A 22,333-nucleotide genomic window follows, 5' to 3' on the forward strand; every position below is an offset into this window, starting at 1 on the left:
CATTGCCTCTTGTGCGCCGAAGCCCTAGCTTGTCGGTCAGTCAACGACAGCAAGGCAGGATATCGGTGGTTTCCCTGGTTCGACGCGCGGCACTGGCCGCGATCCTCAGCTCAGCAATGGCGCTTCCGGCGGTCTCGGACACCGGGTCCTATCTGGCCGGGCGGCAGGCGATTTACCAAAGCGATTATCCGGCGGCGGAACGCTATTACTCGCAGGCGCTGAAAGCCGATCCCGAAAACGCCAAGCTGCTGGAAAGCGTCGTCGTGGCGCGGCTGGCGCTGGGCCAGATCGCCCGCGCGCTGCCCGTGGCGCAGACCATCGAGGCCGCCAACCTGCCCAGTCAGGCCGCGCGCATGGTGATTACCGCCAATCTGGTGGCTGATGGCAAGCTGGACGAGTTTCTGGCACGCGATCATGAAACCCAAGGCGTCGGCCCTCTGGTCGACGGGCTGATGATCGGCTGGGCCCATATGGATCAGGGGTCCGTCACCAAAGCGATGGAGCAGTTCGATGCGGTCTCGACCCAGGACGGGCTGAGAGAATTCGCGCTGTATCACAAGGCCATGGCGCTGGCCTCGATCGGTGATTTCGAAGGGGCCGAGGCGATTTTTGCCGAGGGCAACGGCACCGTCGCCCGGTTCTCGCGCCGCGCCGCGCTGGCCCGGGCCGAGGTTCTGTCGCAGCTGGACCGCAACGCGGACGCGTTGCAATTCCTTGAGGATGTATTCGCCGCCGGCAGCGACCCGACCATCGAAAGCTATGTTGCGCGCCTCAGCGATGGCCAGACGCTGCCCTTCACCCATGTACGCACGGCCCGCGATGGCATGGCCGAGGTGTTCTTTTCGGTCGGTGCGGCACTCAGCGCCGAGGCGGCGCAGGATTATGTGCTGCTTTACAGCCGCATCGCCATGTTCCTGCGCCCCGACCATATCGACGCGATCCTGCTGAGCGCCGAGCTGCTGGACGGGCTGGAACAATATGATCTGGCCGTGGACGTCTACCGAAAGGTTCCGGCAGACAGTGGTGATTACCATGCTGCGGAACTGGGCCGCGCCGAAGTCCTCAGCCGGTCCGACCGCAAGGATGCCGCCGCCGAAGTGCTGCAAACGCTTGCCGCCCAAAGCCCCGATCTGCCCGGCGTGCATGTGGCGCTGGCCGATCTGCGCCGCCAGCAAGAGGATTACGCCGCCGCCGTCACCTCGTATGACCGGGCCATAGACCTGACCGAAGAGGGGGTCAGCGGCAACTGGTTCCTGCACTATGCGCGCGGTATCTCGCACGAACGTCTCAAGAACTGGGACAAGGCCGAGACCGATTTCCGCCGCGCACTTGAACTGAACCCTGATCAGCCGCAGGTGCTGAACTATCTGGGCTATTCGCTGGTCGAACGTCAGGAAAAGCTGGACGAAGCGCTTGAGATGATCGAACGCGCCGTCGCTGCGCGCCCCGACAGCGGCTATATCGTTGACAGCTTGGGCTGGGTGCTGTTCCGCCTTGGCCGCTACGAGGAAGCAGTCGATCACATGGAACGCGCCGTTGAGCTGATGCCGGTCGATCCGGTGGTCAACGATCATCTGGGCGATGTCTACTGGGCCGTCGGTCGCGCCCGCGAGGCCGAGTTCCAGTGGAAGCGCGCCCTCTCGTTCATCGATCCCGAAGACACCGATGCCGAGGCCGACCCCGAACGCATCCGCCGCAAGATCGAGGTCGGGTTGGATGCAGTTCTGGCCGAAGAAGGGGCCGAGCCTCTGAAGGTGGCCAATGAAGGCTGAGGCGTTTGCGCCTGCCAAGATCAACCTGACCCTGCATGTGACCGACCAGCGCGCCGATGGCTATCACCTGCTGGAATCGCTGGTTGTGTTCGCAGATGTGGGCGACCGGCTGACCCTGACTCCGGGCCCTGATCTGTCGCTTGAGGTCAGCGGAGAGTTCGCCGATGGCGTCCCCTGCGACGCCCGCAATCTGGTCTGGCAGGCGGCTGAGGCCGTGGGATGGACCGGACATATCCATCTGGACAAACACTTGCCCCATGGCGGCGGCATTGGCGGCGGCTCGTCTGATGCGGCGGCCCTTCTGCGCAGCGCGACCGCTCAGGGGGCCAAGATAGCGGACGACGCCCCGCTGTCGTTGGGCGCGGATGTCCCGGTCTGCATGACCGCCTGCGCCGCGCGGATGCGCGGGATCGGCGAGCGGATCGAGCCGGTTGAGATACCCGTCCTGCCCGCGCTGCTGGTCAATCCCGGGATCGGGGTGCCAACCGGGTCGGTTTTTTCCGCGCTCAAAAACCGCGAAAATGCGCCAATGCCTGCGGCGATCCCCGCGTTTGAAACACCCGAAAACTGCGCCACTTGGCTGCAGGATCAGCGCAATGATCTGGAAGCGCCCGCAATATCGGTTGCACCGGGCATCGCAGACGTTCTGGACGCGCTGGACGACACGAGGGATGTCTTGCTGACGCGCATGTCGGGTTCAGGCTCGACCTGTTTCGCGCTCTACCCGACCCTGAAAGCAGCCCATTTCGCCGCCTATGAGATCGGTGCCGCACATCCCGATTGGTGGTGCCGCGCGACGATGCTCAGTTAAGGCGCGAGACCACGTAATCGGCCAGATCGCCCAGCAGGTCGCGGATCTCATGATCGGGCAGCGCGGCCAGAGCCGCTTTGGCCTTGGCTGCCCAACCGAACGCATCCGCGCGCGTGGCCTCAAGGGTGCTGTATTTCGTCATCAGTGACAGGGCATGATCCAGATCGCCCTCTTCCTGACGACCGCGCCCAATCGTCCGTTCCCAGAACGCGTGTTCTTCGGCGGTGGCTTGCGCCACGGCCTTGATCACCGGCAGGGTCAGCTTGCGTTCGCGGAAATCGTCGCCGACATTCTTACCTGTCGCCGCGCTATCACCTTGATAATCCAGCAGATCATCCGCAATCTGGAAGGCAATCCCCAGCGCGTCGCCATAATCATACAGCGCCTTGACCTGCGCCTCGGACGCGCCTGCGATGACGCCACCCACCTCGGTTGCAGCCGAAAACAGCGCGGCCGTCTTGCCGCGCACGACCTGCAGATAAACGCCCTCATCCGTGCCTAGATCGGTGGCGGCTGTCATCTGCAGCACCTCGCCCTCGGCAATCGTGGCCGAGGCATTGGCCAAAATGTCCAGAACCCGCAGCGAGCCCGTCTCGACCATCAACTGGAAGCTGCGGGAAAACAGGTAGTCGCCCACCAGAACGCTGGATTTATTGTCCCACAGCAGGTTCGCCGTAGGCCGCCCGCGCCGCTGGCCGCTTTCGTCGACCACATCGTCATGTAGCAGGGTCGCGGTGTGAATGAATTCGACCGTCGCGGCCAGCTTGACGTGGTGATCCCCGGCATAGCCAAACAATTGCGCCGCAGCCAAGGTCAGCATCGGGCGCAGGCGCTTGCCGCCGGCCTCGACCAGATGCGCGGTCACTTCGGGGATGCGGGGCGCGTGTTCCGACGCCATGCGCGTCCGAATCAGCGTGTTCACCGCGTCCATTTCACCCGCCAGCATCTCTGCCAGACGCTCATGCGGTTTCGAGATCGTGCTGACGTTCATCACTCTCCTGATACAAGGCTCGACATCCCGCTCACCTTGCCCTTACATCCATCCCCATGAAAGAACTGTTGCGCAGCACCGATCCGACCATCCTGGCCTTTGCAACCGCCCTTCTTAAGGGCGAGGATATAGACTGCTTTCAGATGGACGTAAACATGAGCATCCTCGAAGGCGGCATCGGGATCTTCCCCCGCCGCCTGATGGTGCGCGCCGATGACCTGACCCGGGCCGAACGTGTCATGCGCGATAACGAGATCCCGCTGGGCCGATGAGCAGTTTTTCCGACAGCGACCTGACCTGCAACGATTTTCTGGGTGGCCGCGTGCGCCTGTGGCAGCCGCGGTCCGGATACCGCGCGGGGGTCGATCCGGTCCTGCTGGCGGCCTCGGTCCCGGCGCGCGCGGGTCAGTCTGTGCTGGAGCTGGGCTGCGGGGCCGGGGCCGCGATCCAATGCCTGATGGCCCGGGTGCCACAGCTGCGGGCGACGGGGGTCGAGCTACAACCGGCCTATGCGGAACTGGCGCGCCGGAACGCCGCTGAAAACGCCGCGCTGACCGTGGTGCAGGCGGATCTGAACGCCCTGCCGGATGACCTGCGCCAGATGCAGTTCGACCACGTCATCGCCAATCCGCCCTATTACAAACCCGGTGCGCACAGCCCCTCGGTCGATCCGGGGCGGCGGGTTGCGTTGGGCGAGGATACACCGCTGTCCGATTGGATCGACACCGCTGCCCGCCGTCTGGCCCCGCGCGGATACCTGCACATGATCCAGAAAGCCGACCGTCTGCCCGATATGCTGACGGGATGTGCGGGTCGGTTGGGGTCAGTCGAGGTGCTGCCGCTGTCGCCGCGCGCGGCTCGCGATGCCGAACTTGTGATCCTGCGCGCCAGAAAGGGCGGGCGGGCCGCGTTCCGCCTGCATGCGCCGCTGGTTTTGCACGAAGGTGACCGGCATCTAACCGACGGTGACAGCTATACCCCTCAGGTCTCGGCGGTGTTGCGGCAGGGCGCGGATCTGACCGGATTTTTCGCCTGATCGGCGATGACCAGCCGAAATTGTCGGATTTAGGACAGATTCTGTGCGTCTGCAGCGTGACAGGCTGGAAATGATGTGGTCAACTTCTTACGTGACACTCACCAACCAGAGAAGGAGGACCGCCATGAGCGTAAGCGCGCATCTGACGGAGTTGAAGAAGAAACACGAAATTCTCGGTCTTGAAGTGGAAGAGGCGCAACGCTCACCTGGCATCGACGATCTCCATATCGCGCAGCTGAAAAAGCAGAAGCTGAAGCTGAAAGAAGAGATCGAGCGCCTGTCAGCTTAAGACGACAGGCTGGCGCGGGCCGCGACGGCAGCGCCACCGGTGACAAACAAGGCCGCGATCGCCAGACCCCAGGACGGGGCGGCGATCCCGGCCAGTACCAGCACAAGCGTCGACAGCAAAGGTGCCGCGTATGAGGCGGTGCCCAGTATCTGGATATCTCCACGCTTGACCCCGATATCCCAGACATAAAAGGCCAGCCCGACCGGTCCCAGCCCCAGCGCTAGGGTCGAGGCCCAACCCAACGTGCCCTTCGGCCAGACCGTTTCTTCCACAACAAAATGCAAGATCCACGAGGCAATAGCGGTCAAGATGCAGAATACTGCGACCGAGCTTGTGGGCACATCGCCCAGCCTCCGCGACAGAACGGAATACCCCGACCATGTCAGCGCGCACAGCAGCGCCAGCCCATAGCCGGGCAGATGCTGGACTTGAAACCCGGCGCTGCCGCCACCGGTGATGATGACGGCGGCGCCGGTAAAGCCAAGGCAAGCCCCGATCAGGTGACCCGGTTTCAGGTGCTCTCCGGGCAGCAGGCCAGACAGCAGCACAATCAGCAAGGGCCAGAGATAGGCGATCAACCCCGCCTCGGCCGCCGGGGCCATGCGCAGGGCCGAAAAATACAGCGCGTGATAGCCAAAAAGACCAATCGCACCAAACAGATAGGTTGTCCACGCGATCTGACGCAGCTGCCCCAACCCGCCCGACACCATGGTCCAGATCAGACCCAGCATTCCACCGATGGTGAAACAGATCGCGTTCAACAGCAGCGGCGGCGTTGGGGCCGAGCCTACCGTGAACAGCGCCAGTAAGGACCACAGCAACACAGCGACAAAGCCGATTGCGGTCGCACTCATTTTGCTCATTCGGTGGTCACTTTCTCGACAGGGATAATCTCGAACTCATCCGATATATGCGCGGTTTTTTCAATCTCGGCTATGAACCAGTCGCGGAACGCGGCGATCTGGGGCCGTTTCTCGGCCCCTTGCAGGCAAAGGAACCGGAACCGTCCGGCGGTCTCCAGTGCTACTTTGAAGGGGGCCACCAGCCGACCCTCGGTCAGGTCTTTCAGGATCATCGCGCGTCGTCCCAGCACCACGCCAACCCCGGCGACAGCGGCGTCAATCGCATGATCCGCATTCGAAAAATGCGCCCCGTGAGTCGGGGTGAAATCCAGCCCCACGGCGCGGAACCATGCAGGCCAGTCGCAGCGCGGTTTCAGAAAACTGATCGAGTCATCGTGGATCAGCGGGGCCTCGCGCAGAGACTCGGGCGTAGGGTATTGTTCAGCCAATTCAGGGGTCATCACCGGCGTTAGCCACTCTTTGCGCACGGGAACGGAATACAGACCTTCATCGGGTCCGTATCCAAAGCGGATCGCCACGTCCACATCATCGCGCTCAAGGTCCATATTGCGCAAAGTGGCCGAGAACTTCAGGTCAATCCCGGGATTGGCCCGGGCGAACTCGTACAAACGCGGCGCCAACCACTTCGCCGTCAGCGCGGGCCCGGCAGTCACGGTCAGGCTGGTTTCATCCTGCAGTCGCCGTGTGGCCTGCCACGCGGCCTGCAGAGCGGCAAACCCGTCGGCGGCGCCTGGGGCCAGTGTCCGCCCGGCCTCGGTCAGCTCTACCGCGCGGTTGAGACGACGGAACAGGGGGTGGCCCAGATGCTCCTCCAGCGATTTGATCTGAAAGGACAGGGCGGCAGGGGTCACGTTCAGCTCATCCGCGGCGCGGGAAAAAGACATATGCCGCGCGGCGGCGTCGAAGGCGCGTAAGGCGGTCAAAGGGGGCAGGCGGTCAGGCATTTCGGTTAAATTATTCTGAACTGAAGCGGTGAAAACTCTCGTTTGTGCGCCTGCAAGATAACGGCCATGTTGATGGCAAGGCAAGATTAACTTGATAGAACGAGGTCCCGCCATGATCGAAGTGACGACCAACCCCGCCATTCAAAGCGCCATCCACCGCGCCCATCAGGAACGCGGCAAGGCCGTCGCCCGCATCTGGTCGTGGTTGTTCGGTTCCCGCTGACCGCAGCGCGCGCGGACTTACGGGATACAAGAAGGGCCGGTCCTGCGCGGACCGGCCCGTTTTCGTTCACAAAAGGCGTCAGGTTACGAGAAGAACTGCGCGCCGTTGGCCGAAATGGTCGACCCGTTGATGAACTGAGAATCATCCGAGGCCAGGAAGGTCACGCAGCGCGCGATCTCTTCCGCCTCACCCAGACGGCCCGCAGGGATCTGAGCGATGATGGATTCGCGTACTTTTTCCGGCACCGCCATCACCATCTCGGTGGCGATATAGCCGGGGCAGATTGCGTTGGCGGTGATGCCCGCGCGTGCGCCTTCCTGCGCCAGCGACTTCACAATGCCCAGATCACCCGCCTTGGTCGCGGCATAGTTCACCTGCGCGAACTGGCCTTTCTGCCCGTTGATCGAGCTGATGACGATCACGCGGCCGAACTTGCGCTCGCGCATACCGGGCCAGACCGGGTGGACGGTGTTGAACACGCCGGTCAGGTTGGTGTCGATCACCTGCTGCCACTGTTCCGGGGTCATCTTGTGGAACGGCGCGTCGCGGGTGATGCCCGCATTGGCGACGACGATGTCGATCGGGCCAACCTCGGCCTCGACCTTTTCGATGCCTGCTTTGGAGTCGTCATAATCTGCGACGTTCCACTTATAGGTCTTGATGCCGGTCTCTTCGCTGAATTTTGCCGCGGCTTCGTCGTTGCCTGCATAGGTGGCGGCGACATTGTATCCTTCGGCCTTCAACGCCTTGGAAATTGCTGCGCCGATGCCGCGGGAACCGCCGGTTACGAGTGCTGTACGTGCCATTTAGGACTCCTTCAATTCTGACCGTCTTGGTAATTCTGTTACTTTGATGGGTTTGATTGCGCAATATCGTTTCGTGGTCAGTGTGATCTTTCTGGTCGTCAATATTGTCGCATCCGGGGGGATAGAGGGGATTTGTAACAAAAAAGGGCGCCGATCGGGCGCCCTTTTCTATTTACGTGTCAAAGCCCTTAGTCACGCTCCACGCACAGGGCGACACCCATGCCGCCGCCGATGCAGAGGGTCGCCAGACCCTTCTTGGCGTCACGGCGCTTCATCTCGAACAGCAGGGTGTTCAGAACCCGGCAGCCCGAGGCACCGATGGGGTGACCAATGGCAATCGCGCCGCCATTGACGTTCACGATCGATGGATCCCAGCCCATGTCCTTGTTTACCGCGCAGGCCTGCGCGGCAAAGGCTTCGTTGGCCTCAACCAGATCCAGATCGTCAACCGACCAGCCCGCTTTTTCCAGCGCCTTGCGCGACGCGTAGATCGGGCCAACACCCATGATCGACGGGTCCAGACCAGCGGTGGCGTAAGATGCGATGCGGGCCAGAGGCTCAATCCCGCGCTTTTCGGCATTCTCTGCCGACATCAGCAGGGTCGCTGCCGCGCCGTCATTCAGGCCCGAGGCGTTCGCTGCCGTGACAGAACCGTCTTTGGTGAAGGCCGGGCGCAGTTTTGCCATCGCTTCCATGGTCGCGCCGTGGCGGATGTATTCGTCCTTGTCCATCACGATGTCGCCCTTGCGGGTCTTGATGGTGAAGGGGACGATCTCGTCGGCGAATTTGCCCGCATTCTGGGCCGCTTCCGCTTTGTTCTGCGATGCAACGGCGAACTCATCCTGCATGTCGCGGCTGATCTGCCACTTTTCAGCGACGTTCTCGGCGGTCTGGCCCATGTGATAGCCGTTGAACGCATCCCACAGTCCGTCGCGGATCATCGTGTCGATATATTTCATGTCGCCCATCTTGTGACCGGCGCGCAGGGCGGCGGCATGGGGCGACAGGGTCATGTTTTCCTGCCCGCCAGCGGCGACGATATCGGCATCGCCCAGCTGGATGTGCTGCGCACCCAGCGCAACCGCGCGCAGGCCCGAGCCGCACACCTGGTTGATACCCCAGGCCGCGCTTTCCTGCGGCAGACCAGCGTTGATATGCGCCTGACGTGCGGGGTTCTGACCCTGCGCCGCGGTCAGGACCTGACCCATGATGGTTTCGCTTACCTCGCCCTTCTCGACACCGGCGCGTTCGACGACGGCCTCAAGCACGGCGGTGCCCAGATCATGTGCAGGTGTGTTCGCAAACGAACCGCCAAAGCTGCCGACGCCTGTGCGTGCGGCGGATGCGATTACTACGTTGGTCATATAGTCAATCCTTTACCGTCAAGGTCCTGTAGGGAAACTGGCGGCGCTGACCGAGAGAGATTTCTCAGTCAAAAGAGGCGGCGCGATCCCTTGCTCCAGTATGCTCTGGGATACAGGAATGCTGCAAGTGCAGCAACGGACAGCTTGTCTCAGCGTCAACTACGGCGGCCTTTTGCGTGTCGCGATCGGTCAACTGCCGGTTTTGGCGGGCTTTTCCGGTATCCATGGCGGTGTGACAGACGGGGCACCAAACAGGAACCCCTGCAGGCAATCGACACCGTTGGCTATCAGGAACTTCGCATCTTCGGCGCTTTCGACCGATTCGGCGGTGACGAGGATCTCGAACTCTCGCGCAACGGCGATCAGGGCACGGACCAGCGCCTGATTGTCCCGGTCATGGGCGACCCCGCGGATGAACTGGCCGTCGATCTTGGCGGCGTCGAACAGAAACTCGCGGAAATGACGAAAGCTGAAATTGCTGGCCCCGAAATCATCCAGCGCAAAGGCAATGCCCCGGGTCTGCTGGCGATCCATGAAATCAACCACCAGTTCGGGCACCTGCATGGCCGAGCTTTCCGAGATTTCCAGAATCAGCCGCTCTCCCAGAGAGCTGTCTTTCTTCAGGAACCGGTCCAGCACCCGCGACCAGCGCGCATAACCGATCGAGCGGGCCGACATATTGATCGACAGCCGAATGCCCGGGTTCCGGATCAGGGTGCGCAACCCCATCTCAAGCGCGATGCAATCCAGATCGCGGCCAATGGGCGTATGTTCGACCTGCGGCATGAATTCACGCGCCGGGATCACGCGGCCGGTTTCGTCCAGCACGCGGATGAACCCTTCGTAAAAGGCCACGCCCTGCGGCGGCTGCGCCTGCATGACCGGCTGAAAGGCCAGCCTGCACTGTTTATGCTTAACTGCGTCCGTCGCCATCTGCACGGCGGAGCCGTCCCGCGACGTCACCGCCGCGTTCAGCGGATTGTCCGCGCCTTCGGGCATGTCTGCCAGTTTCCTGTCCCGCATATCTCAAGCCTGTCCACCAAAGGGATGGCCTGATTTCAGGTCAAACAGATGAATCTGCGGTTAAGAGAATACGGTTTTCCGGGTGCGAAAGATCAGCGCACCGAGTGCCACGCGCGTCCCGCCGCCCCGGCTACCGCGCCGATCAGCCCCAGCACCGTCATGACAAAGCCCAGCGTCAGCGCCGCGGGCGAGGCCGTGCTGAGGGCGGCCAGCATGGCTAGCACCAGGCCGGTCAGACCAACAGATGTTGAGATGGTGATGATGCGGGTCATAACGGCCTCGGGCTACTCGGATAGAAACTGACGTCTCATATGGAGCCTTGGGGCCAGAAATCAACTGCTTTTGCGCCTTTCCGCCGACATTCAGGCCTGTTTTGCCCGTGGATTGGGCGCAGGCGCATCAAATTGCTCGAATCCGGGCGTTCCACGGTCCTCGGGGTGGCGGGCTAGATGCTTGGCCTTGATCTGCGCCGAGCTGTCCCGGCTGCCGTCATGACTGTAGCCCGGCGGCGCAAAGCAATAGGCCAGCCGCTGGCGCAGCGTCAGCCCCGGCAGTGTCGCGTCGCGCCAGATGCCGACCCATTCGTGAAAGGCCACGCGCAGGGGGTTGAACGTGCCGATATTGTGGACCAGCCCGTAATCGACGCGGTCATCCTCTTGTTCGGGCACAAACGTGCCGAACATCTTGTCCCAGATGATGAACACGCCTGCATAGTTGCAATCCAAGTACCGCGCGTTGCGCCCGTGATGGGCGCGGTGATGGCTGGGGGTGTTCATCACTGCCTCGAACCAGCGGGGCATCTTGGTGATGGCCTCGGTGTGAATCCAGAACTGATAGATCAGGTTCAGCCCACCGACAAACAGCACCATTGCCGGGTGGAACCCCAGCAGGATCAGCGGCGCGCGCACCACCATCATGAAAGTGAACGTATAGGTCCATGTCTGCCGCAGCGCCGTGGTCAGGTTGTAATGCTGCGAGCTGTGGTGGTTCACATGGCTGGCCCAGACCCAGCGGATGCGATGCCCGAACCGGTGGACCCAGTAATAGCGCAGGTCATCCAGCACAAAGCACAGGATAATCACTGGGATCGATGTGCCAAGGTTCAAGGGCGTGATCTGCCACAGCCACATAAAGAACGCATAGGCGATAAAGCCCAGCAGAAAGCCCGACGCGATATTGCCCGCCCCCATGATTAACGAGGTCACGGCATCGCGCGTCTCGTACCGCCCGCCCCGGCCTTTGACGGCGATCCACAGGAACTCGGCCAGAATGGCAGCGATGAAGAAAGGCACAGCCCATTGCACCGCGTCGGGAAAGGTAATCTGGTCAGTCATTCCGGGTCCATCACGTGTTGCCAATGCTGGCGCTCGGTTTCGTCAAGGCGGAGGCGCGCGCGGGGGGTGCTGAAGTCGTGGAACTGCACGTCGATGCCGTCAGAGGTCTCGAGCCAGTCGAAATCCCGCAGATGCCGCGCCACGGTGTCGGCCCCGAAGGACCAGAGCAGCCCGGCGCCGATCTCGGTCCGCACAAGGGCGGCGTGGCCGTCATGGGCCACGGTCACGTCGATCACTGTGTCATCCGGGAAATGCCGCAGCCACTGATCCGGCGCGGTCTCAACCGTCAGCAAATGCAGCCGGGACTTGCCCGTCAGATGCAGCAGCAGCGTGATCCCGGCAATGCCGCCGACAACCAGCACCAAGAGTATTTCCAACGGCATTCCATCCTCCTGCGGCCAAACTGCAAAGGAGGGGAACAAGTGTCAAAGGTGGCGTTGCGTCAGCCGGGATGCCGGTTCATCTATTTTGTGATGGTGTATGTGCCGCCGGAGTCACCCTTGCCTTTGTTGCGGATGAACGTGACCTGATTTCCATCCACGGTCACCTTCTGGCAATCCTGAGGCACTTGATTGCCACCAACGACCAGAGTTCGGCACCAGAACCTTTTGTTCCAGACCCACGCGCCAGCAAATTTGGTCCCGTTGCTCTGCTGGCCAGAGATTTTGCCGTCCGAGCCAATCGTCAGTTTGGCGTTGGTCCCGACAAGTTCCTTGTCGGCCACTGCTTCAAGAAACTGGCTTTCCTTCTTGATGTCCTTGGCCTGCGCCATAACCGCCGACACAAAAACAACCGATACCGCCGCAGCGATCATTGAAATGGTTTTCACGAATAAACCTCCCACTCAAAACAAGTGGGAAGTTAACATGATGCTGCCTAATTCTCTATCAGCTTTCGCCACCCACAAGGGTCGACACAATCGCCTTCGCGCTCTCCGAGTTCCACTCGGCATCGCCAATCAGTCGCGCGATTTCCTGACCCTCGGGGTTCAGGATCACCGTGATCGGCAGGGCGATGACGCCAAACTCGCGTGCAGCGGCCGAGCTGGGGTCTTGATGGCGGGGCAGGTTCGCGATGCCGTTCTCGTCAAAGAACTTCTTGATCCCGGCAGGGGTGTTGCGCCCGGTGGCCAGTGTCAGAACCTGAAACTTGTCGCCGCCGAACTCTTCCTGCAATTCGGCGATCTGGGGCATCTCTTTGCGGCAGGGCGCGCACCACGTGGCCCAGAAGTTCACCAGCACATATTTGCCCGCATAGTCCTCAAGCGTGCCGACACCGCCATCGTCTTCCAGCTGAAACTCGATCACCTTGGCCTCTTTCGGCTCTTTGTGCAGGATCAACCGCTTCAGGGTCCCTTCACGCAATGGCTTCAGGGTTTCGACATCCGCAGCCAAAGCCGCGTTTGCACCCAGCGCGAGGGCCATATAAAGGGGGATCAGACGAAATAGGCGCATATCAACTCCGGGTTTTCTTACATGACCGATCAATCTTCGAACCAGATGTGGGGCGGCCGCTTTGCCGCTGGTCCAGACGCGATCATGGAGGCAATCAACGCCTCGATCGGGTTCGATCAGCGGATGGCAGCCCAAGACATCGCAGGCTCGCGCGCCCATGCCGCCATGTTGGCTGCCACAGGCGTTATTACTGATAATGACGCGCAGGCCATTCGGGAAGGGCTGCTCACAGTCTTGTCAGAAATCCAGAGCGGAGATTTTCAGTTTTCAACCGCGCTGGAAGACATTCACATGAATGTCGAGGCGCGGCTGAAAGAAGTGATCGGAGAGCCCGCAGGCCGCCTGCACACAGGGCGTTCGCGCAACGATCAGGTGGCGACTGACTTCAAACTCTGGGTCCGTGATCAGTTGGATGCCGCCGAAACTGGCCTGCTGGCCCTGATCCGCGCATTGCTGGCGCAGGCCGAGGCCGGGGCCGATTGGGTCATGCCCGGTTTCACCCACCTTCAAACCGCCCAGCCGGTGACATGGGGCCACCACATGATGGCCTATGTCGAGATGTTTGGCCGCGATCTGTCTCGCGTCCGCGATGCCCGCGCCCGGATGAACGAATCTCCGCTGGGGGCCGCCGCACTGGCAGGTACCTCGTTCCCAATCGACCGCCAGATGACTGCTGAGGCGCTGGGCTTTGATCGCCCCGCTGCCAACTCGCTGGACGCCGTCAGCGACCGCGACTTCGCGCTGGAGTTCCTGTCGACCGCCTCGATCTGCGCCGTCCACTTGTCGCGCTTTGCCGAAGAACTGGTGATCTGGTCCTCGGCCCAGTTCCGGTTCGTGACGCTGTCGGATCGGTTCTCGACCGGCTCGTCTATCATGCCGCAGAAGAAAAACCCCGACGCGGCCGAACTGATCCGCGCCAAGGTGGGTCGCATTTACGGGGCGAATACCGCGCTGATGATGGTCATGAAGGGCCTGCCGCTGGCCTATTCCAAGGATATGCAGGAAGACAAGGAACAGGTCTTTGACGCCGCCGACAACTGGATGCTGGCGCTGGCCGCGATGGAGGGCATGGTCAAGGACATGACCGCTAACCGCGAAAGCCTTGCCGCCGCCGCCGGGTCGGGGTTCTCGACCGCGACCGATCTGGCCGACTGGCTGGTGCGGGTGCTGGGCCTGCCATTCCGCGATGCGCACCATGTCACTGGATCGCTTGTTGCCATGGCCGAAGCCAAGACCTGCGACCTGCCCGATCTGACACTGGACGATATGCAATCGGTCCATGCCGATATCACCGATGACGTCTATTCTGTCCTTACGGTCGAAAATTCGGTAAACTCGCGCCAGTCTTATGGCGGCACTGCACCGGATCAGGTGCGGGCCCAGATCAAGCGATGGAAGGCGATGGTGTGATGCGAATGATGCGTGTGTTGGCAGTGATCTCGGCCACAGCCGCCCTTGCGGGATGCGGCGCCGACGGCGAACCCATCCAACCCACCATGAGCGCCAATATCGGCGTCGGCACCAGCGGCACCCATGTCGGCGGCGGCGTCGGCCTGCGCCGCGGCGGTCTGGGTGTCTATCTGGGGCTGTGAGCCCTTTGAAACCCATTATCGCGGGCTTGATCGTCGCCCTGCTGGCGGCCTGCGACCCAACAAGCCCGCCCCGCCCGGACCCCGAGGCCAGACCCAGCGGCACGGGTATATCGATGTCGGGCTATGGGCGTGTTGGCGTGTCGACCGGCGGATAAAGCGCGGAATCAATTGATCCGAATGCCTCTTTTGGTCTAAGCGCCCTGTCATGGATCACTTTCTCTACCGCGACGGCGCGCTTTTCGCCGAGGATGTCCCCATTTCCGAAATCGCTGCCGCGGTCGGAACCCCGTTCTATGTCTATTCCACGGCAACCCTGCTTCGGCATTTCAAGCTGTTCGATGATGCGCTTGAGGGCACCGACCACCTTGTCTGCTATGCGATGAAAGCGGCCAGCAATCAGGCGATCCTGAAGACGCTGGCGCAGGCCGGTGCGGGGATGGATGTGGTCTCGGGCGGGGAGTATCTGCGCGCCAAGGCCGCCGGTGTGCCGGGCGAAAAGATCGTCTTTTCGGGCGTCGGTAAAACGGCGGATGAGATTCGCACCGCTCTGACCGGCGGTATCCGTCAGTTCAACGTCGAATCCGAACCCGAGATGCAGGTGATCAACGCGGTTGCGCTAGAATTGGGCAAGGTTGCGCCGATCACAGTGCGGGTGAACCCGGATGTGGACGCCAAGACCCACGCCAAGATCGCCACCGGCAAGTCCGAGAACAAGTTCGGCATCCCGATTTCGCGCGCCTCCGAGGTCTATGCACTGGCCGCCAGCCTGCCGGGATTGGAAGTGATCGGCATCGACGTGCATATCGGGTCGCAACTGACCGAGTTGGAGCCGTTTGAACTGGCCTATCACAAGGTCGCCGACCTGACTGAGCGTCTGCGCGCCGAGGGCCACAACATCCGCCGTCTGGATCTGGGTGGCGGTCTGGGCATCCCTTACACACGCTCGAACGATGCGCCGCCGCTGCCGGTCGAATATGGCGCGATGATCCAGAAAACACTGGGCCATCTGGGCTGTGAGATCGAAATCGAACCGGGTCGTCTGATTGCGGGCAACGCAGGTCTGATGGTCAGTAAGGTCATCTATGTCAAATCCGGTGAAGATCGCGATTTCCTGATTCTCGACGGCGCGATGAACGATCTCATCCGTCCTGCAATGTATGAGGCATATCACGATATTGTTGCCGTAGACGAACCCGCCCCCGGGATCGAACAACAGCCCTATGATATCGTCGGCCCGGTCTGCGAATCCGGGGATACCTTCGCCAAGCAGCGCAACATGCCGCCGCTGAAATCGGGTGACCTGATCGCGTTTCGCAGTGCAGGTGCCTATGGCGCGGTGATGTCCAGCGAATACAATACCCGCCCCCTGATCCCCGAAGTTCTGGTGAACGGGGATCAATTTGCCGTAATTCGTGAACGGCCAAGCTTTGACGAAATCATAAACCGCGATACCATACCGGGGTGGCTTTGACGCGATAGGCGCGCGGGCCCGATCAGGAGGCCCGCCTTGCGCGACGTATCAAACCTGCCGATCCCAAGACTATCCCTGTGGCTGACGCATGCAGGGATGCTGGCCGAGCAGGTTTTACGCGCCTTCTGGCCCTTCTTCTCGATCCTGATGGCCCTGTTGGCAGCCCTGATGCTGGGGCTGCAGGACCTTGTGCGCATCGAAACCGTCTGGATTTGTGCCGGTATCGGCCTTCTGGCCCTGATCGCAACCGCGGTCCTCGGGGTCCGGCGCTGCCACCTGCCAACCCGGGCCGAGGCGCTGGTGCGGCTGGATGAAACCTTGCCGGGGCGGCCCATTCAGGCGCTGTTGGACGATCAGGCCATCGGCGCGATGGATGCGGATTCGGTCGCTCTGTGGCAGGCCCATCAGGCCCGCATGGCGGCGCGCGCGGCGCAGGCCGAACCGGTGAAACCCGATCTGCGGCTGGCCGCGCGTGACCCCTACGCCCTGCGCTATGCCGCGTTGCTGGCGCTGGTGGTGGGGGCCCTCTTCGGCTCGTTCTGGCGGATCGGTTCGGTGGCCGATATGACGCCCGGAACCGCGCAGGCCGGGCAGGGGCCCAGCTGGGAAGGCTGGGTTGAGCCGCCGCGCTATACCGGATTGCCGACGCTGTATCTGGCGGATCAGACCGACGCCACGCTGTCCGTACCCCAGGGCAGCCGCATCACGCTGCGGTTTTACGGAGAGGTCGGCGCCCACAGCCTGACCGAAACCACAACGCCGCTGGGCACCGAGGCCGCCACGGAACCGGAACAGGATTTTGTCGCCGACCGCTCGGGCCTGTTGCGGATCGAAGGCCCCGCGGGACGGGACTGGGGGCTGAATATCCTCGCCGACACTGCCCCCCAGATCGCGGTGGCCGACGCGCCGGAATCCGAGGCCGGGGGTCAGATGAAGCTGCCCTTTGCGGCGGCGGATGATTACGGCATCACCTCCGGTTCGGCCCGGATCGAACTGGATCTGGCCGCGGTGAACCGCGAATTCGGTCTGGCAACCGACCCCGAACCGCGCGAGAGCATTACGGTCGAACTGCCGATGCCGATCACCGGCGACCGCACCGATTTCACCGAAGACCTGATCGAGGATTTCTCGCAGCACCCATGGGCGCATCTGCCGGTGAAGATCACCCTGATGGCCCGCGATGCCGCAGATCAGGAAACCGTGGCCGAGCCCTATCTGGCCAACCTGCCCGCGCGGCGGTTCTTTGATCCGCTGGCCGCAGCGGTGGCCGAGCAGCGCCGCGACCTGCTCTGGTCGCGCGAAAATGCGCTGCGTGTGTCGCAACTGCTGCGTGCCGTCTCGCACCTGCCCGAGGACCTGTTCCGGTCCGACACGGCCTATCTGCGCCTGCGGGTGATCCTGCGGCGGCTGGAAACTTTTGACCGCCACGGCGCGCTGAATGCCAAGCAACAGGAAGAGATCGCGCAGGCCCTGTGGGAATTGGCGGTTCTGATCGAGGACGGCACGCTGGCCGATGCGCTGGAACGGATGCGCCGCGCGCAGGAACGTCTGACCGAGGCGATGCAGAACGGCGCCACCGACGAGGAAATCGCCGAGCTGATGCAGGAACTGCGCGAGGCGACCGAGGATTACATGCGCCAATTGCAACGTCTGGCGCAGGAAAACGGCGAGACGCAGCAGGGCCAGCAAGGGCCCAACGGTGAAACCCTGCAGATGACGCAGGATGACCTGCAGCGGATGATGGACCGCATACAGGAACTGATGGAACAGGGCCGCATGGCCGAGGCGCAGCAGGCGCTGGAGGAGTTCCAGCAGATGATGGAAAACATGCGCGTCACCCAAGGCCAGGGTCAGGGCGGCCAATCCGAAGGCCAACAGGCCATGGAAGGGCTGGCCGAGACGCTGCGCGAACAACAGGGCCTCAGCGATCAGGCTTTCCGCGACCTGCAGGAACAGTTTAACCCCGGTGCTCAGGCGGGCGAAAGTCAGGGCAACGAGGGCCGCTCGGGCGGTCAAGGCCGGGGGCAGAGCCATGACGGTCAGGGTCAGGGCTCGCAGGATCAGGCGGGGGATGGCGACTCGGGTCAGCCCTCATTGGCGGACCGTCAGCAGGCGCTGCGGGATGAATTGCAGCGTCAGGAACAGGGCCTGCCCGGGGGCGGCACCCCCGAGGGCGAAGCCGCGCGCGATGCGCTGGGCCGCGCGGGCCGCGCCATGGACGAGGCCGAGGATGCCCTGCGCGGCGACGATCTGGCCGAAGCGATCGACCGCCAATCCGAAGCGATGGAGGCGCTGCGCGAAGGTATGCGTTCGCTGGGTGAGGCATTGGCCCAGAACCAGCAGAACCAGCCGGGTCAGGGCACCGAGGCGGGCGATATGGAGGCCAACAACCGCGATCCGCTGGGTCGAGCGCCGGGGGCCGCCGGGTCAATCTCAACCGAGGATAACCTGCTGCAGGGCGAAGACGTCTATCGCCGCGCGCGCGAATTGCTGGACGAAATCCGCCGCCGCACCGGTGAAACCGACCGGCCCCAGATCGAGCTGGAGTATCTCAAACGCTTGCTTGAGCGGTTCTGAACGCCTTAGTTCTGCGCGCCGCCGGTCTGCGCCTCAAGCCAGACCCGCGCCTGATCGATCAGCGAGACATAAGATTGCAGCACCGGATCGGCCTGTGGCACCGCTTCGCTGATCTGGGTGGCGTTGCCGTAGATCAGCAGCAGAATGACTCCAATGATGACGATCAGGGCAAAGCCGCGCAAAAACCCGCCGGACTTGCGCGCCGGGGCGGCTTCGGCATCGTCTGACGTCAAATCGCTGCGCAGGCCGGAATTGATCGCCTCGACATCCGGCAGCGCATCTTTCTGGCCGGCATCCGCTGCGGTCTCGGTCGCGGCGGGGCGCTTTGGTTTGACCTTGGGTTCTTCGGGGGTTTCCAGCGCCAGATCGGGCTGGCTTTCCAGACTGCTGCCTTCCTGCTCACGCAGCTCGGCCTCGCGCGCGGCCTCCTGCTTGAGGATGTTGGCCACCGCCGGGTCGACATTGCCGGTCTCTTCGGCAGCTTCAGGCTCTGCCTCGGCGGCTTCCGCAGGCTCTGTTATGTCATCGGCGACCTCTTCGACCTCGGGTGCCGGGGGTGGCGCGACCTTCTGGGCCTTGGCCTGAAACCACGTCTGCTCGCAGTTGGAACACTGAACATCGCGCCCGCCATCGGGGATCACCTCGTCCGGAACCTCATACTGGGCGCTGCAATTCGGACACGTTAAACGCATTCTGCCTCCTGACCCGCCAAGCAGGCCTGATTGTCGTTTTTTCAGGGATGATATTCCGTTAAGACCCAACAGCAAAGCGCGTTTTCGTTATCGCGGACCAAGTGTCGCCAATTGGACCCGCCTGAGGCATTGAAACCGCCGCTGCGCTCGGGCAAGAGGTGAGCAGAACAAAGGGGGCAGGCGTGATCGAGCTGGACCATATCAGCTACAGCTATGGCGGCGGTGAATTGCTCAGCGATGTGTCGCTGCAGTTGCAACCGGGGTCGTTTCATTTCCTGACCGGGCCGTCCGGGTCGGGAAAGACCACGCTGCTCAAGCTGTGCTATGGCGCTCTGCTGCCGACCTCGGGGCGGCTCAGCGCCTTTGGCGAAGATATCGCGCGGCTCGACCGCGATCAGATGGCCCTGCTGCGCCGTCGCATCGGCGTCGTGCATCAGGATTGTCGGTTTCTCGATCACATGAGCGTAGCTGAAAACGTCGCCCTGCCGCTGATGGTGTCGGGCCGGGCAGAGGCGGGCGAACAAAATGATCTGACCGAACTGCTGGGCTGGGTCGGGCTGGGCAGCCGCCTTGAAGCGCTGCCGCCGGAACTGTCGGGCGGTGAACGTCAACGCGCCGCACTGGCCCGCGCCGTCATCCTGTCGCCGGACGTGGTGCTGGCGGATGAACCCACCGGCAATGTCGACTGGGAGATGTCGCAACGCCTGCTGCGCCTGCTGGTCGAGCTGAACCGGATGGGCAAGACCGTGCTGATCGCGACCCATGACCTTTCCCTGATCCGCGCCGCCAAAAGTCAGGTTCAGGCGCGGGTGCTGCGGATTTCCCAGCGCCGCCTGCAGCTTGCGGGGGCGGATCTATGAGCAAGGGAGACATCCGCAACCTGCTGCGCCGCGACAGCCGCGCCGACCGGGTGGTGCCGCCCACCGGGTTTACCGCGCAACTGACCCTGTTCGTCTCGGGCGCGATGGCTTTTCTGGCCGTCTTTGCACTGGCCCTGTCGCTGGCCTCGGGGCGGCTGGCGGATCGCTGGGCCTCGGAACTGGCCGGGGCCGCCACGCTGCGGATCAACGCCCCCGCCGACCAGCGCGCCGCCCAGACCGAGGCTGCGCTGACCGTATTACGCCAAACCCCCGGCGTCGCCTCGGCCCGCGCGTTGACCAGCGAAGAACAGGCGGCACTGCTGTCGCCCTGGTTCGGGCCCGACCTGCCGCTCGAGACGCTGCCGGTCCCACAACTGATCGAGATCATCGAAGGCCCGCCCGGTCTGGACGCGGCCGGTCTGCGCCTGCGTCTGGGGGCCGAAGTGCCCGGCGCGGTGCTGGATGATCACACCCGCTGGCGCGAACCGCTGGTGGATGCCGCCGTGTCGCTGCGGCGGCTGGGCTGGATCTCGATCCTGCTGATCGGTGGGGCCACGGCTGCGATGATCACCCTTGCCGCCAATGCCTCGCTGGCCGCCAACGCCCAGATCATCGAGGTCCTGCGTCTGGTCGGTGCCCGCGACCGTTTCATCGCCGGGGCCTTCGTGCGGCGGTTTACCTTCCGCGCGCTGTTCGGGGCCGGGGTCGGCACCCTGCTGGGCATGTCCGGTGTTCTGCTGCTGCCCGAAGCCTCGGACGCGGGTGGATTTCTGACCGGGCTCGGGTTTCAGGGGGCTGGCTGGCTGTTGCCCGTGCTGATCCCGCTTTTGGGCGCGACGGTTGCGTTTCTGGCCACATGGTCGGCGGCGCGGCGCAAGTTAAAGGAGCTTTCGTGATGTTCATGGCCCTTCAATGGATACGGTCGCTGATCTTCATGTTCACGATTTACGCGTGGATGCTGATCCTTGGGATTGTCTTTGCACCCTACGCGCTGTTCGCCAAACGCGGAGCGGCGCGGGCCTGCATGACCTATGCCCGCACGACCATGTGGCTGGCGCGCTGGATGGTCGGTATCCGCAGCGAAATCCGCGGAAACCCTCCGACCGGAGAGGTGGTGATCGCCGCCAAGCACCAGTCCTTCCTCGATATCATCATGATCTTCAGCGCCATCCCCCATGGCAAGTTCATCATGAAGAAAGAGCTTCTGTGGACCCCGGTCATCGGCATGTATGCCCGCCGGCTGGGCTGTGTGGCGGTTGATCGCGGCAAGAGAGGCGTGGCGGTGGCCAAGATGGTCAAGGATGTGGCCAAAGAGTTCAGCGAACCCGGCCAGCTGGTGATTTACCCGCAAGGCACCCGCGTGGCGCCCGGTGTTCCGAAACCCTACAAGGTGGGGACTGCGGTGCTTTATGAGGGGTTGGGTTATCCCTGCGTGCCGGTTGCCACAAACGCGGGCGTGTTCTGGCCCAGAACCGGCATCCTGCGCAAACCCGGCACGGCAATCGTCGATTTCCTCGACCCGATCGAACCCGGCGTTGGCCGGGACGCCTTTCTGGAGCGGCTTGAGGACGTCATCGAAACAGGTTCAAACGCATTGATGCGCGAAGTGGGATTTGATCCGGATGCAGTTCATTGAAGACATAACGACGCTTGAAGGGCTTTATGGCACACCCGGCGCACCCTCGCTGCGCAAGGTGGCCCGGCGACTGACGCCGCTCTACCGAAAATGGATCATGACCGCGCGGCTTTGCGTACTCAGCACCGTGGGCCCCGAAGGCGTCGACGGCAGCCCGCGCGGCGATGACGGGCCTGTTGTGCTGGAACTGGACCCGGGCACGTTGGCCTTGCCGGACTGGCGCGGCAACAACCGGCTGGACAGTCTGCGCAACATCGTGCGGGACCCGCGCGTGGCGCTGATGTTCATGGTGCCCGGTTCAAACACCGTGGTGCGGGTCAACGGTTCGGCGCGCCTGACGGCGGATGAAACGCTGCGCGCCCGCTTTGAAAAGCACGGCAAACAACCCGCCACCGTCATCGTTATCGAAATCGCCGAGATCTACACCCAATGCGCCCGCGCCCTGATGCGGGCCAGAACCTGGACATCCGGTGACGAAAGCGCTGACCTGCCAAGTGCCGGAGAGATTCTGGCCGAGATGACCCAAGGCGAAGAGGGTGGCACGCGCTATGATCAGGAATGGGGTGCCCGCGCGGCCCGCACAATGTGGTAGCTG

26 protein-coding genes are annotated in these 22,333 nt (G+C 62.8%); 14 read left to right on the forward strand and 12 right to left on the reverse strand.

Going from position 1 to position 22,333, the window contains the following annotated elements; translation table 11 throughout:
• The first annotated feature begins 116 nt into the window (after positions 1 to 116).
• The gene (locus tag ACR0J1_RS11200) at positions 117 to 1,772 is read left to right on the forward strand and encodes a tetratricopeptide repeat protein (protein ID WP_480733047.1); all 1,656 of its coding nucleotides are present in this window, start codon (positions 117 to 119) and stop codon (positions 1,770 to 1,772) included.
• Positions 1,762 to 2,583 (forward strand): 4-(cytidine 5'-diphospho)-2-C-methyl-D-erythritol kinase, encoded by an 822-nt coding sequence (locus tag ACR0J1_RS11205; protein ID WP_480732907.1) that lies wholly within the window; start codon positions 1,762 to 1,764, stop codon positions 2,581 to 2,583. The genes ACR0J1_RS11200 and ACR0J1_RS11205 overlap by 11 nt, the downstream gene beginning before the upstream one ends.
• On the opposite strand, the gene ACR0J1_RS11210 is transcribed toward ACR0J1_RS11205, so the two are convergent.
• Positions 2,576 to 3,574 (reverse strand): polyprenyl synthetase family protein, encoded by a 999-nt coding sequence (locus ACR0J1_RS11210; protein WP_480732908.1) that lies wholly within the window; start codon positions 3,572 to 3,574, stop codon positions 2,576 to 2,578. The genes ACR0J1_RS11205 and ACR0J1_RS11210 overlap by 8 nt on opposite strands.
• A 56-nt stretch (positions 3,575 to 3,630) precedes the next feature.
• On the opposite strand from ACR0J1_RS11210, the gene ACR0J1_RS11215 reads away from it, so the two are divergent.
• The 3 genes from ACR0J1_RS11215 to ACR0J1_RS11225 all read left to right on the forward strand — a co-directional run bounded on the left by ACR0J1_RS11215 (position 3,631) and on the right by ACR0J1_RS11225 (position 4,899).
• Complete coding sequence (locus tag ACR0J1_RS11215; RefSeq protein WP_170674716.1) at positions 3,631 to 3,846, forward strand: putative signal transducing protein; 216 nt, start codon at positions 3,631 to 3,633, stop codon at positions 3,844 to 3,846.
• On the forward strand, positions 3,843 to 4,610 hold the full coding sequence (locus tag ACR0J1_RS11220; RefSeq protein ID WP_480732909.1) for a tRNA1(Val) (adenine(37)-N6)-methyltransferase: 768 nt from the start codon (positions 3,843 to 3,845) through the stop codon (positions 4,608 to 4,610). Before ACR0J1_RS11215 ends, ACR0J1_RS11220 begins: the two co-directional genes overlap by 4 nt.
• Positions 4,611 to 4,734: 124 nt before the next feature.
• The gene (locus ACR0J1_RS11225; RefSeq protein ID WP_010443648.1) at positions 4,735 to 4,899 is read left to right on the forward strand and encodes a YdcH family protein; all 165 of its coding nucleotides are present in this window, start codon (positions 4,735 to 4,737) and stop codon (positions 4,897 to 4,899) included.
• On the opposite strand, the gene yddG is transcribed toward ACR0J1_RS11225, so the two are convergent.
• From yddG to ACR0J1_RS11275, 10 genes are all read right to left on the reverse strand, one after another.
• Positions 4,896 to 5,762: an aromatic amino acid exporter YddG gene (gene yddG, locus ACR0J1_RS11230; protein ID WP_480732910.1), complete on the reverse strand. Its 867-nt coding sequence runs from the start codon at positions 5,760 to 5,762 to the stop codon at positions 4,896 to 4,898. The genes ACR0J1_RS11225 and yddG overlap by 4 nt on opposite strands.
• Positions 5,759 to 6,706, reverse strand: a complete 948-nt coding sequence (locus ACR0J1_RS11235; protein ID WP_480732911.1) for a transcriptional regulator GcvA — start codon at positions 6,704 to 6,706, stop codon at positions 5,759 to 5,761. The genes yddG and ACR0J1_RS11235 overlap by 4 nt, the downstream gene beginning before the upstream one ends.
• Positions 6,707 to 7,012: 306 nt before the next feature.
• Positions 7,013 to 7,735 carry an acetoacetyl-CoA reductase gene (gene phbB / locus ACR0J1_RS11240; protein WP_480732912.1) on the reverse strand — a complete coding sequence of 241 codons (723 nt, stop codon included), beginning with the start codon at positions 7,733 to 7,735 and terminating at the stop codon, positions 7,013 to 7,015.
• Between the two features lie 188 nt (positions 7,736 to 7,923).
• Complete coding sequence (locus ACR0J1_RS11245; protein WP_480732913.1) at positions 7,924 to 9,099, reverse strand: acetyl-CoA C-acetyltransferase; 1,176 nt, start codon at positions 9,097 to 9,099, stop codon at positions 7,924 to 7,926.
• A 189-nt stretch (positions 9,100 to 9,288) separates the two neighbouring features.
• Positions 9,289 to 10,122 (reverse strand): EAL domain-containing protein, encoded by an 834-nt coding sequence (locus ACR0J1_RS11250; protein WP_480732914.1) that lies wholly within the window; start codon positions 10,120 to 10,122, stop codon positions 9,289 to 9,291.
• A gap of 92 nt (positions 10,123 to 10,214) precedes the next feature.
• Positions 10,215 to 10,394, reverse strand: a complete 180-nt coding sequence (locus ACR0J1_RS11255) for a hypothetical protein (RefSeq protein ID WP_480732915.1) — start codon at positions 10,392 to 10,394, stop codon at positions 10,215 to 10,217.
• Positions 10,395 to 10,484: 90 nt separating this feature from the next.
• On the reverse strand, positions 10,485 to 11,456 hold the full coding sequence (locus ACR0J1_RS11260; protein WP_480732916.1) for a sterol desaturase family protein: 972 nt from the start codon (positions 11,454 to 11,456) through the stop codon (positions 10,485 to 10,487).
• The gene (locus tag ACR0J1_RS11265; protein WP_480732917.1) at positions 11,453 to 11,839 is read right to left on the reverse strand and encodes a hypothetical protein; all 387 of its coding nucleotides are present in this window, start codon (positions 11,837 to 11,839) and stop codon (positions 11,453 to 11,455) included. Before ACR0J1_RS11265 ends, ACR0J1_RS11260 begins: the two co-directional genes overlap by 4 nt.
• A gap of 80 nt (positions 11,840 to 11,919) precedes the next feature.
• Complete coding sequence (locus ACR0J1_RS11270; RefSeq protein ID WP_480734642.1) at positions 11,920 to 12,270, reverse strand: hypothetical protein; 351 nt, start codon at positions 12,268 to 12,270, stop codon at positions 11,920 to 11,922.
• Between the two features lie 73 nt (positions 12,271 to 12,343).
• Complete coding sequence (locus tag ACR0J1_RS11275; RefSeq protein ID WP_480732919.1) at positions 12,344 to 12,910, reverse strand: TlpA disulfide reductase family protein; 567 nt, start codon at positions 12,908 to 12,910, stop codon at positions 12,344 to 12,346.
• A 21-nt stretch (positions 12,911 to 12,931) separates the two neighbouring features.
• Here ACR0J1_RS11275 and argH point away from each other — a divergent pair, with 21 nt between their 5' ends.
• From argH to ACR0J1_RS11300, 5 genes are read left to right on the forward strand one after another with little or no spacing between them, the layout of a single operon-like run.
• The gene (argH, locus tag ACR0J1_RS11280) at positions 12,932 to 14,320 is read left to right on the forward strand and encodes an argininosuccinate lyase (RefSeq protein WP_480732920.1); all 1,389 of its coding nucleotides are present in this window, start codon (positions 12,932 to 12,934) and stop codon (positions 14,318 to 14,320) included.
• A gap of 5 nt (positions 14,321 to 14,325) precedes the next feature.
• Positions 14,326 to 14,502 carry an argininosuccinate lyase gene (locus tag ACR0J1_RS11285; RefSeq protein ID WP_480732921.1) on the forward strand — a complete coding sequence of 59 codons (177 nt, stop codon included), beginning with the start codon at positions 14,326 to 14,328 and terminating at the stop codon, positions 14,500 to 14,502.
• 5 nt (positions 14,503 to 14,507) lie between these two features.
• Entirely contained in the window at positions 14,508 to 14,657 is a 150-nt protein-coding gene (locus ACR0J1_RS11290) for a hypothetical protein (protein ID WP_480732922.1), read from the forward strand.
• Positions 14,658 to 14,707: 50 nt separating this feature from the next.
• A complete protein-coding gene (lysA, locus tag ACR0J1_RS11295; protein WP_480732923.1) occupies positions 14,708 to 15,973 on the forward strand; it encodes a diaminopimelate decarboxylase in 1,266 nt (421 codons plus the stop codon).
• A gap of 36 nt (positions 15,974 to 16,009) precedes the next feature.
• Positions 16,010 to 18,550: a TIGR02302 family protein gene (locus tag ACR0J1_RS11300; protein ID WP_480732924.1), complete on the forward strand. Its 2,541-nt coding sequence runs from the start codon at positions 16,010 to 16,012 to the stop codon at positions 18,548 to 18,550.
• A 5-nt stretch (positions 18,551 to 18,555) separates the two neighbouring features.
• Here ACR0J1_RS11300 and ACR0J1_RS11305 read toward each other — a convergent pair whose 3' ends face one another.
• Positions 18,556 to 19,242, reverse strand: coding sequence for a zinc-ribbon domain-containing protein (locus ACR0J1_RS11305; protein ID WP_480732925.1), 687 nt, complete (start codon positions 19,240 to 19,242; stop codon positions 18,556 to 18,558).
• A gap of 182 nt (positions 19,243 to 19,424) precedes the next feature.
• On the opposite strand from ACR0J1_RS11305, the gene ACR0J1_RS11310 reads away from it, so the two are divergent.
• From ACR0J1_RS11310 to ACR0J1_RS11325, 4 genes are read left to right on the forward strand one after another with little or no spacing between them, the layout of a single operon-like run.
• Positions 19,425 to 20,102: a cell division ATP-binding protein FtsE gene (locus ACR0J1_RS11310; RefSeq protein WP_480733048.1), complete on the forward strand. Its 678-nt coding sequence runs from the start codon at positions 19,425 to 19,427 to the stop codon at positions 20,100 to 20,102.
• Positions 20,099 to 20,998 (forward strand): cell division protein FtsX, encoded by a 900-nt coding sequence (locus ACR0J1_RS11315; protein ID WP_480732926.1) that lies wholly within the window; start codon positions 20,099 to 20,101, stop codon positions 20,996 to 20,998. Before ACR0J1_RS11310 ends, ACR0J1_RS11315 begins: the two co-directional genes overlap by 4 nt.
• Complete coding sequence (locus ACR0J1_RS11320) at positions 20,998 to 21,738, forward strand: lysophospholipid acyltransferase family protein (protein ID WP_480732927.1); 741 nt, start codon at positions 20,998 to 21,000, stop codon at positions 21,736 to 21,738. The genes ACR0J1_RS11315 and ACR0J1_RS11320 overlap by 1 nt, the downstream gene beginning before the upstream one ends.
• A complete protein-coding gene (locus ACR0J1_RS11325; RefSeq protein WP_480732928.1) occupies positions 21,725 to 22,330 on the forward strand; it encodes a pyridoxamine 5'-phosphate oxidase family protein in 606 nt (201 codons plus the stop codon). Before ACR0J1_RS11320 ends, ACR0J1_RS11325 begins: the two co-directional genes overlap by 14 nt.
• The last annotated feature ends 3 nt before the right edge of the window (positions 22,331 to 22,333 follow it).

It is taken from the genome of Ruegeria sp. CJ3 (assembly GCF_056536725.1).

Coding starts and splice junctions, on each gene's coding strand:
- ACR0J1_RS11200 (WP_480733047.1), top strand. CDS start 117: ATGGCGCTTCCGGCGGTCTCGGACACCGGGTCCTATCTGGCCGGGCGG.
- ACR0J1_RS11205 (WP_480732907.1), top strand. CDS start 1,762: ATGAAGGCTGAGGCGTTTGCGCCTGCCAAGATCAACCTGACCCTGCAT.
- ACR0J1_RS11210 (WP_480732908.1), bottom strand. CDS start 3,574: ATGAACGTCAGCACGATCTCGAAACCGCATGAGCGTCTGGCAGAGATG.
- ACR0J1_RS11215 (WP_170674716.1), top strand. CDS start 3,631: ATGAAAGAACTGTTGCGCAGCACCGATCCGACCATCCTGGCCTTTGCA.
- ACR0J1_RS11220 (WP_480732909.1), top strand. CDS start 3,843: ATGAGCAGTTTTTCCGACAGCGACCTGACCTGCAACGATTTTCTGGGT.
- ACR0J1_RS11225 (WP_010443648.1), top strand. CDS start 4,735: ATGAGCGTAAGCGCGCATCTGACGGAGTTGAAGAAGAAACACGAAATT.
- yddG (WP_480732910.1), bottom strand. CDS start 5,762: ATGAGCAAAATGAGTGCGACCGCAATCGGCTTTGTCGCTGTGTTGCTG.
- ACR0J1_RS11235 (WP_480732911.1), bottom strand. CDS start 6,706: ATGCCTGACCGCCTGCCCCCTTTGACCGCCTTACGCGCCTTCGACGCC.
- phbB (WP_480732912.1), bottom strand. CDS start 7,735: ATGGCACGTACAGCACTCGTAACCGGCGGTTCCCGCGGCATCGGCGCA.
- ACR0J1_RS11245 (WP_480732913.1), bottom strand. CDS start 9,099: ATGACCAACGTAGTAATCGCATCCGCCGCACGCACAGGCGTCGGCAGC.
- ACR0J1_RS11250 (WP_480732914.1), bottom strand. CDS start 10,122: ATGCGGGACAGGAAACTGGCAGACATGCCCGAAGGCGCGGACAATCCG.
- ACR0J1_RS11255 (WP_480732915.1), bottom strand. CDS start 10,394: ATGACCCGCATCATCACCATCTCAACATCTGTTGGTCTGACCGGCCTG.
- ACR0J1_RS11260 (WP_480732916.1), bottom strand. CDS start 11,456: ATGACTGACCAGATTACCTTTCCCGACGCGGTGCAATGGGCTGTGCCT.
- ACR0J1_RS11265 (WP_480732917.1), bottom strand. CDS start 11,839: ATGCCGTTGGAAATACTCTTGGTGCTGGTTGTCGGCGGCATTGCCGGG.
- ACR0J1_RS11270 (WP_480734642.1), bottom strand. CDS start 12,270: ATGATCGCTGCGGCGGTATCGGTTGTTTTTGTGTCGGCGGTTATGGCG.
- ACR0J1_RS11275 (WP_480732919.1), bottom strand. CDS start 12,910: ATGCGCCTATTTCGTCTGATCCCCCTTTATATGGCCCTCGCGCTGGGT.
- argH (WP_480732920.1), top strand. CDS start 12,932: ATGACCGATCAATCTTCGAACCAGATGTGGGGCGGCCGCTTTGCCGCT.
- ACR0J1_RS11285 (WP_480732921.1), top strand. CDS start 14,326: ATGATGCGTGTGTTGGCAGTGATCTCGGCCACAGCCGCCCTTGCGGGA.
- lysA (WP_480732923.1), top strand. CDS start 14,708: ATGGATCACTTTCTCTACCGCGACGGCGCGCTTTTCGCCGAGGATGTC.
- ACR0J1_RS11305 (WP_480732925.1), bottom strand. CDS start 19,242: ATGCGTTTAACGTGTCCGAATTGCAGCGCCCAGTATGAGGTTCCGGAC.
- ACR0J1_RS11315 (WP_480732926.1), top strand. CDS start 20,099: ATGAGCAAGGGAGACATCCGCAACCTGCTGCGCCGCGACAGCCGCGCC.
- ACR0J1_RS11320 (WP_480732927.1), top strand. CDS start 20,998: ATGTTCATGGCCCTTCAATGGATACGGTCGCTGATCTTCATGTTCACG.
- ACR0J1_RS11325 (WP_480732928.1), top strand. CDS start 21,725: ATGCAGTTCATTGAAGACATAACGACGCTTGAAGGGCTTTATGGCACA.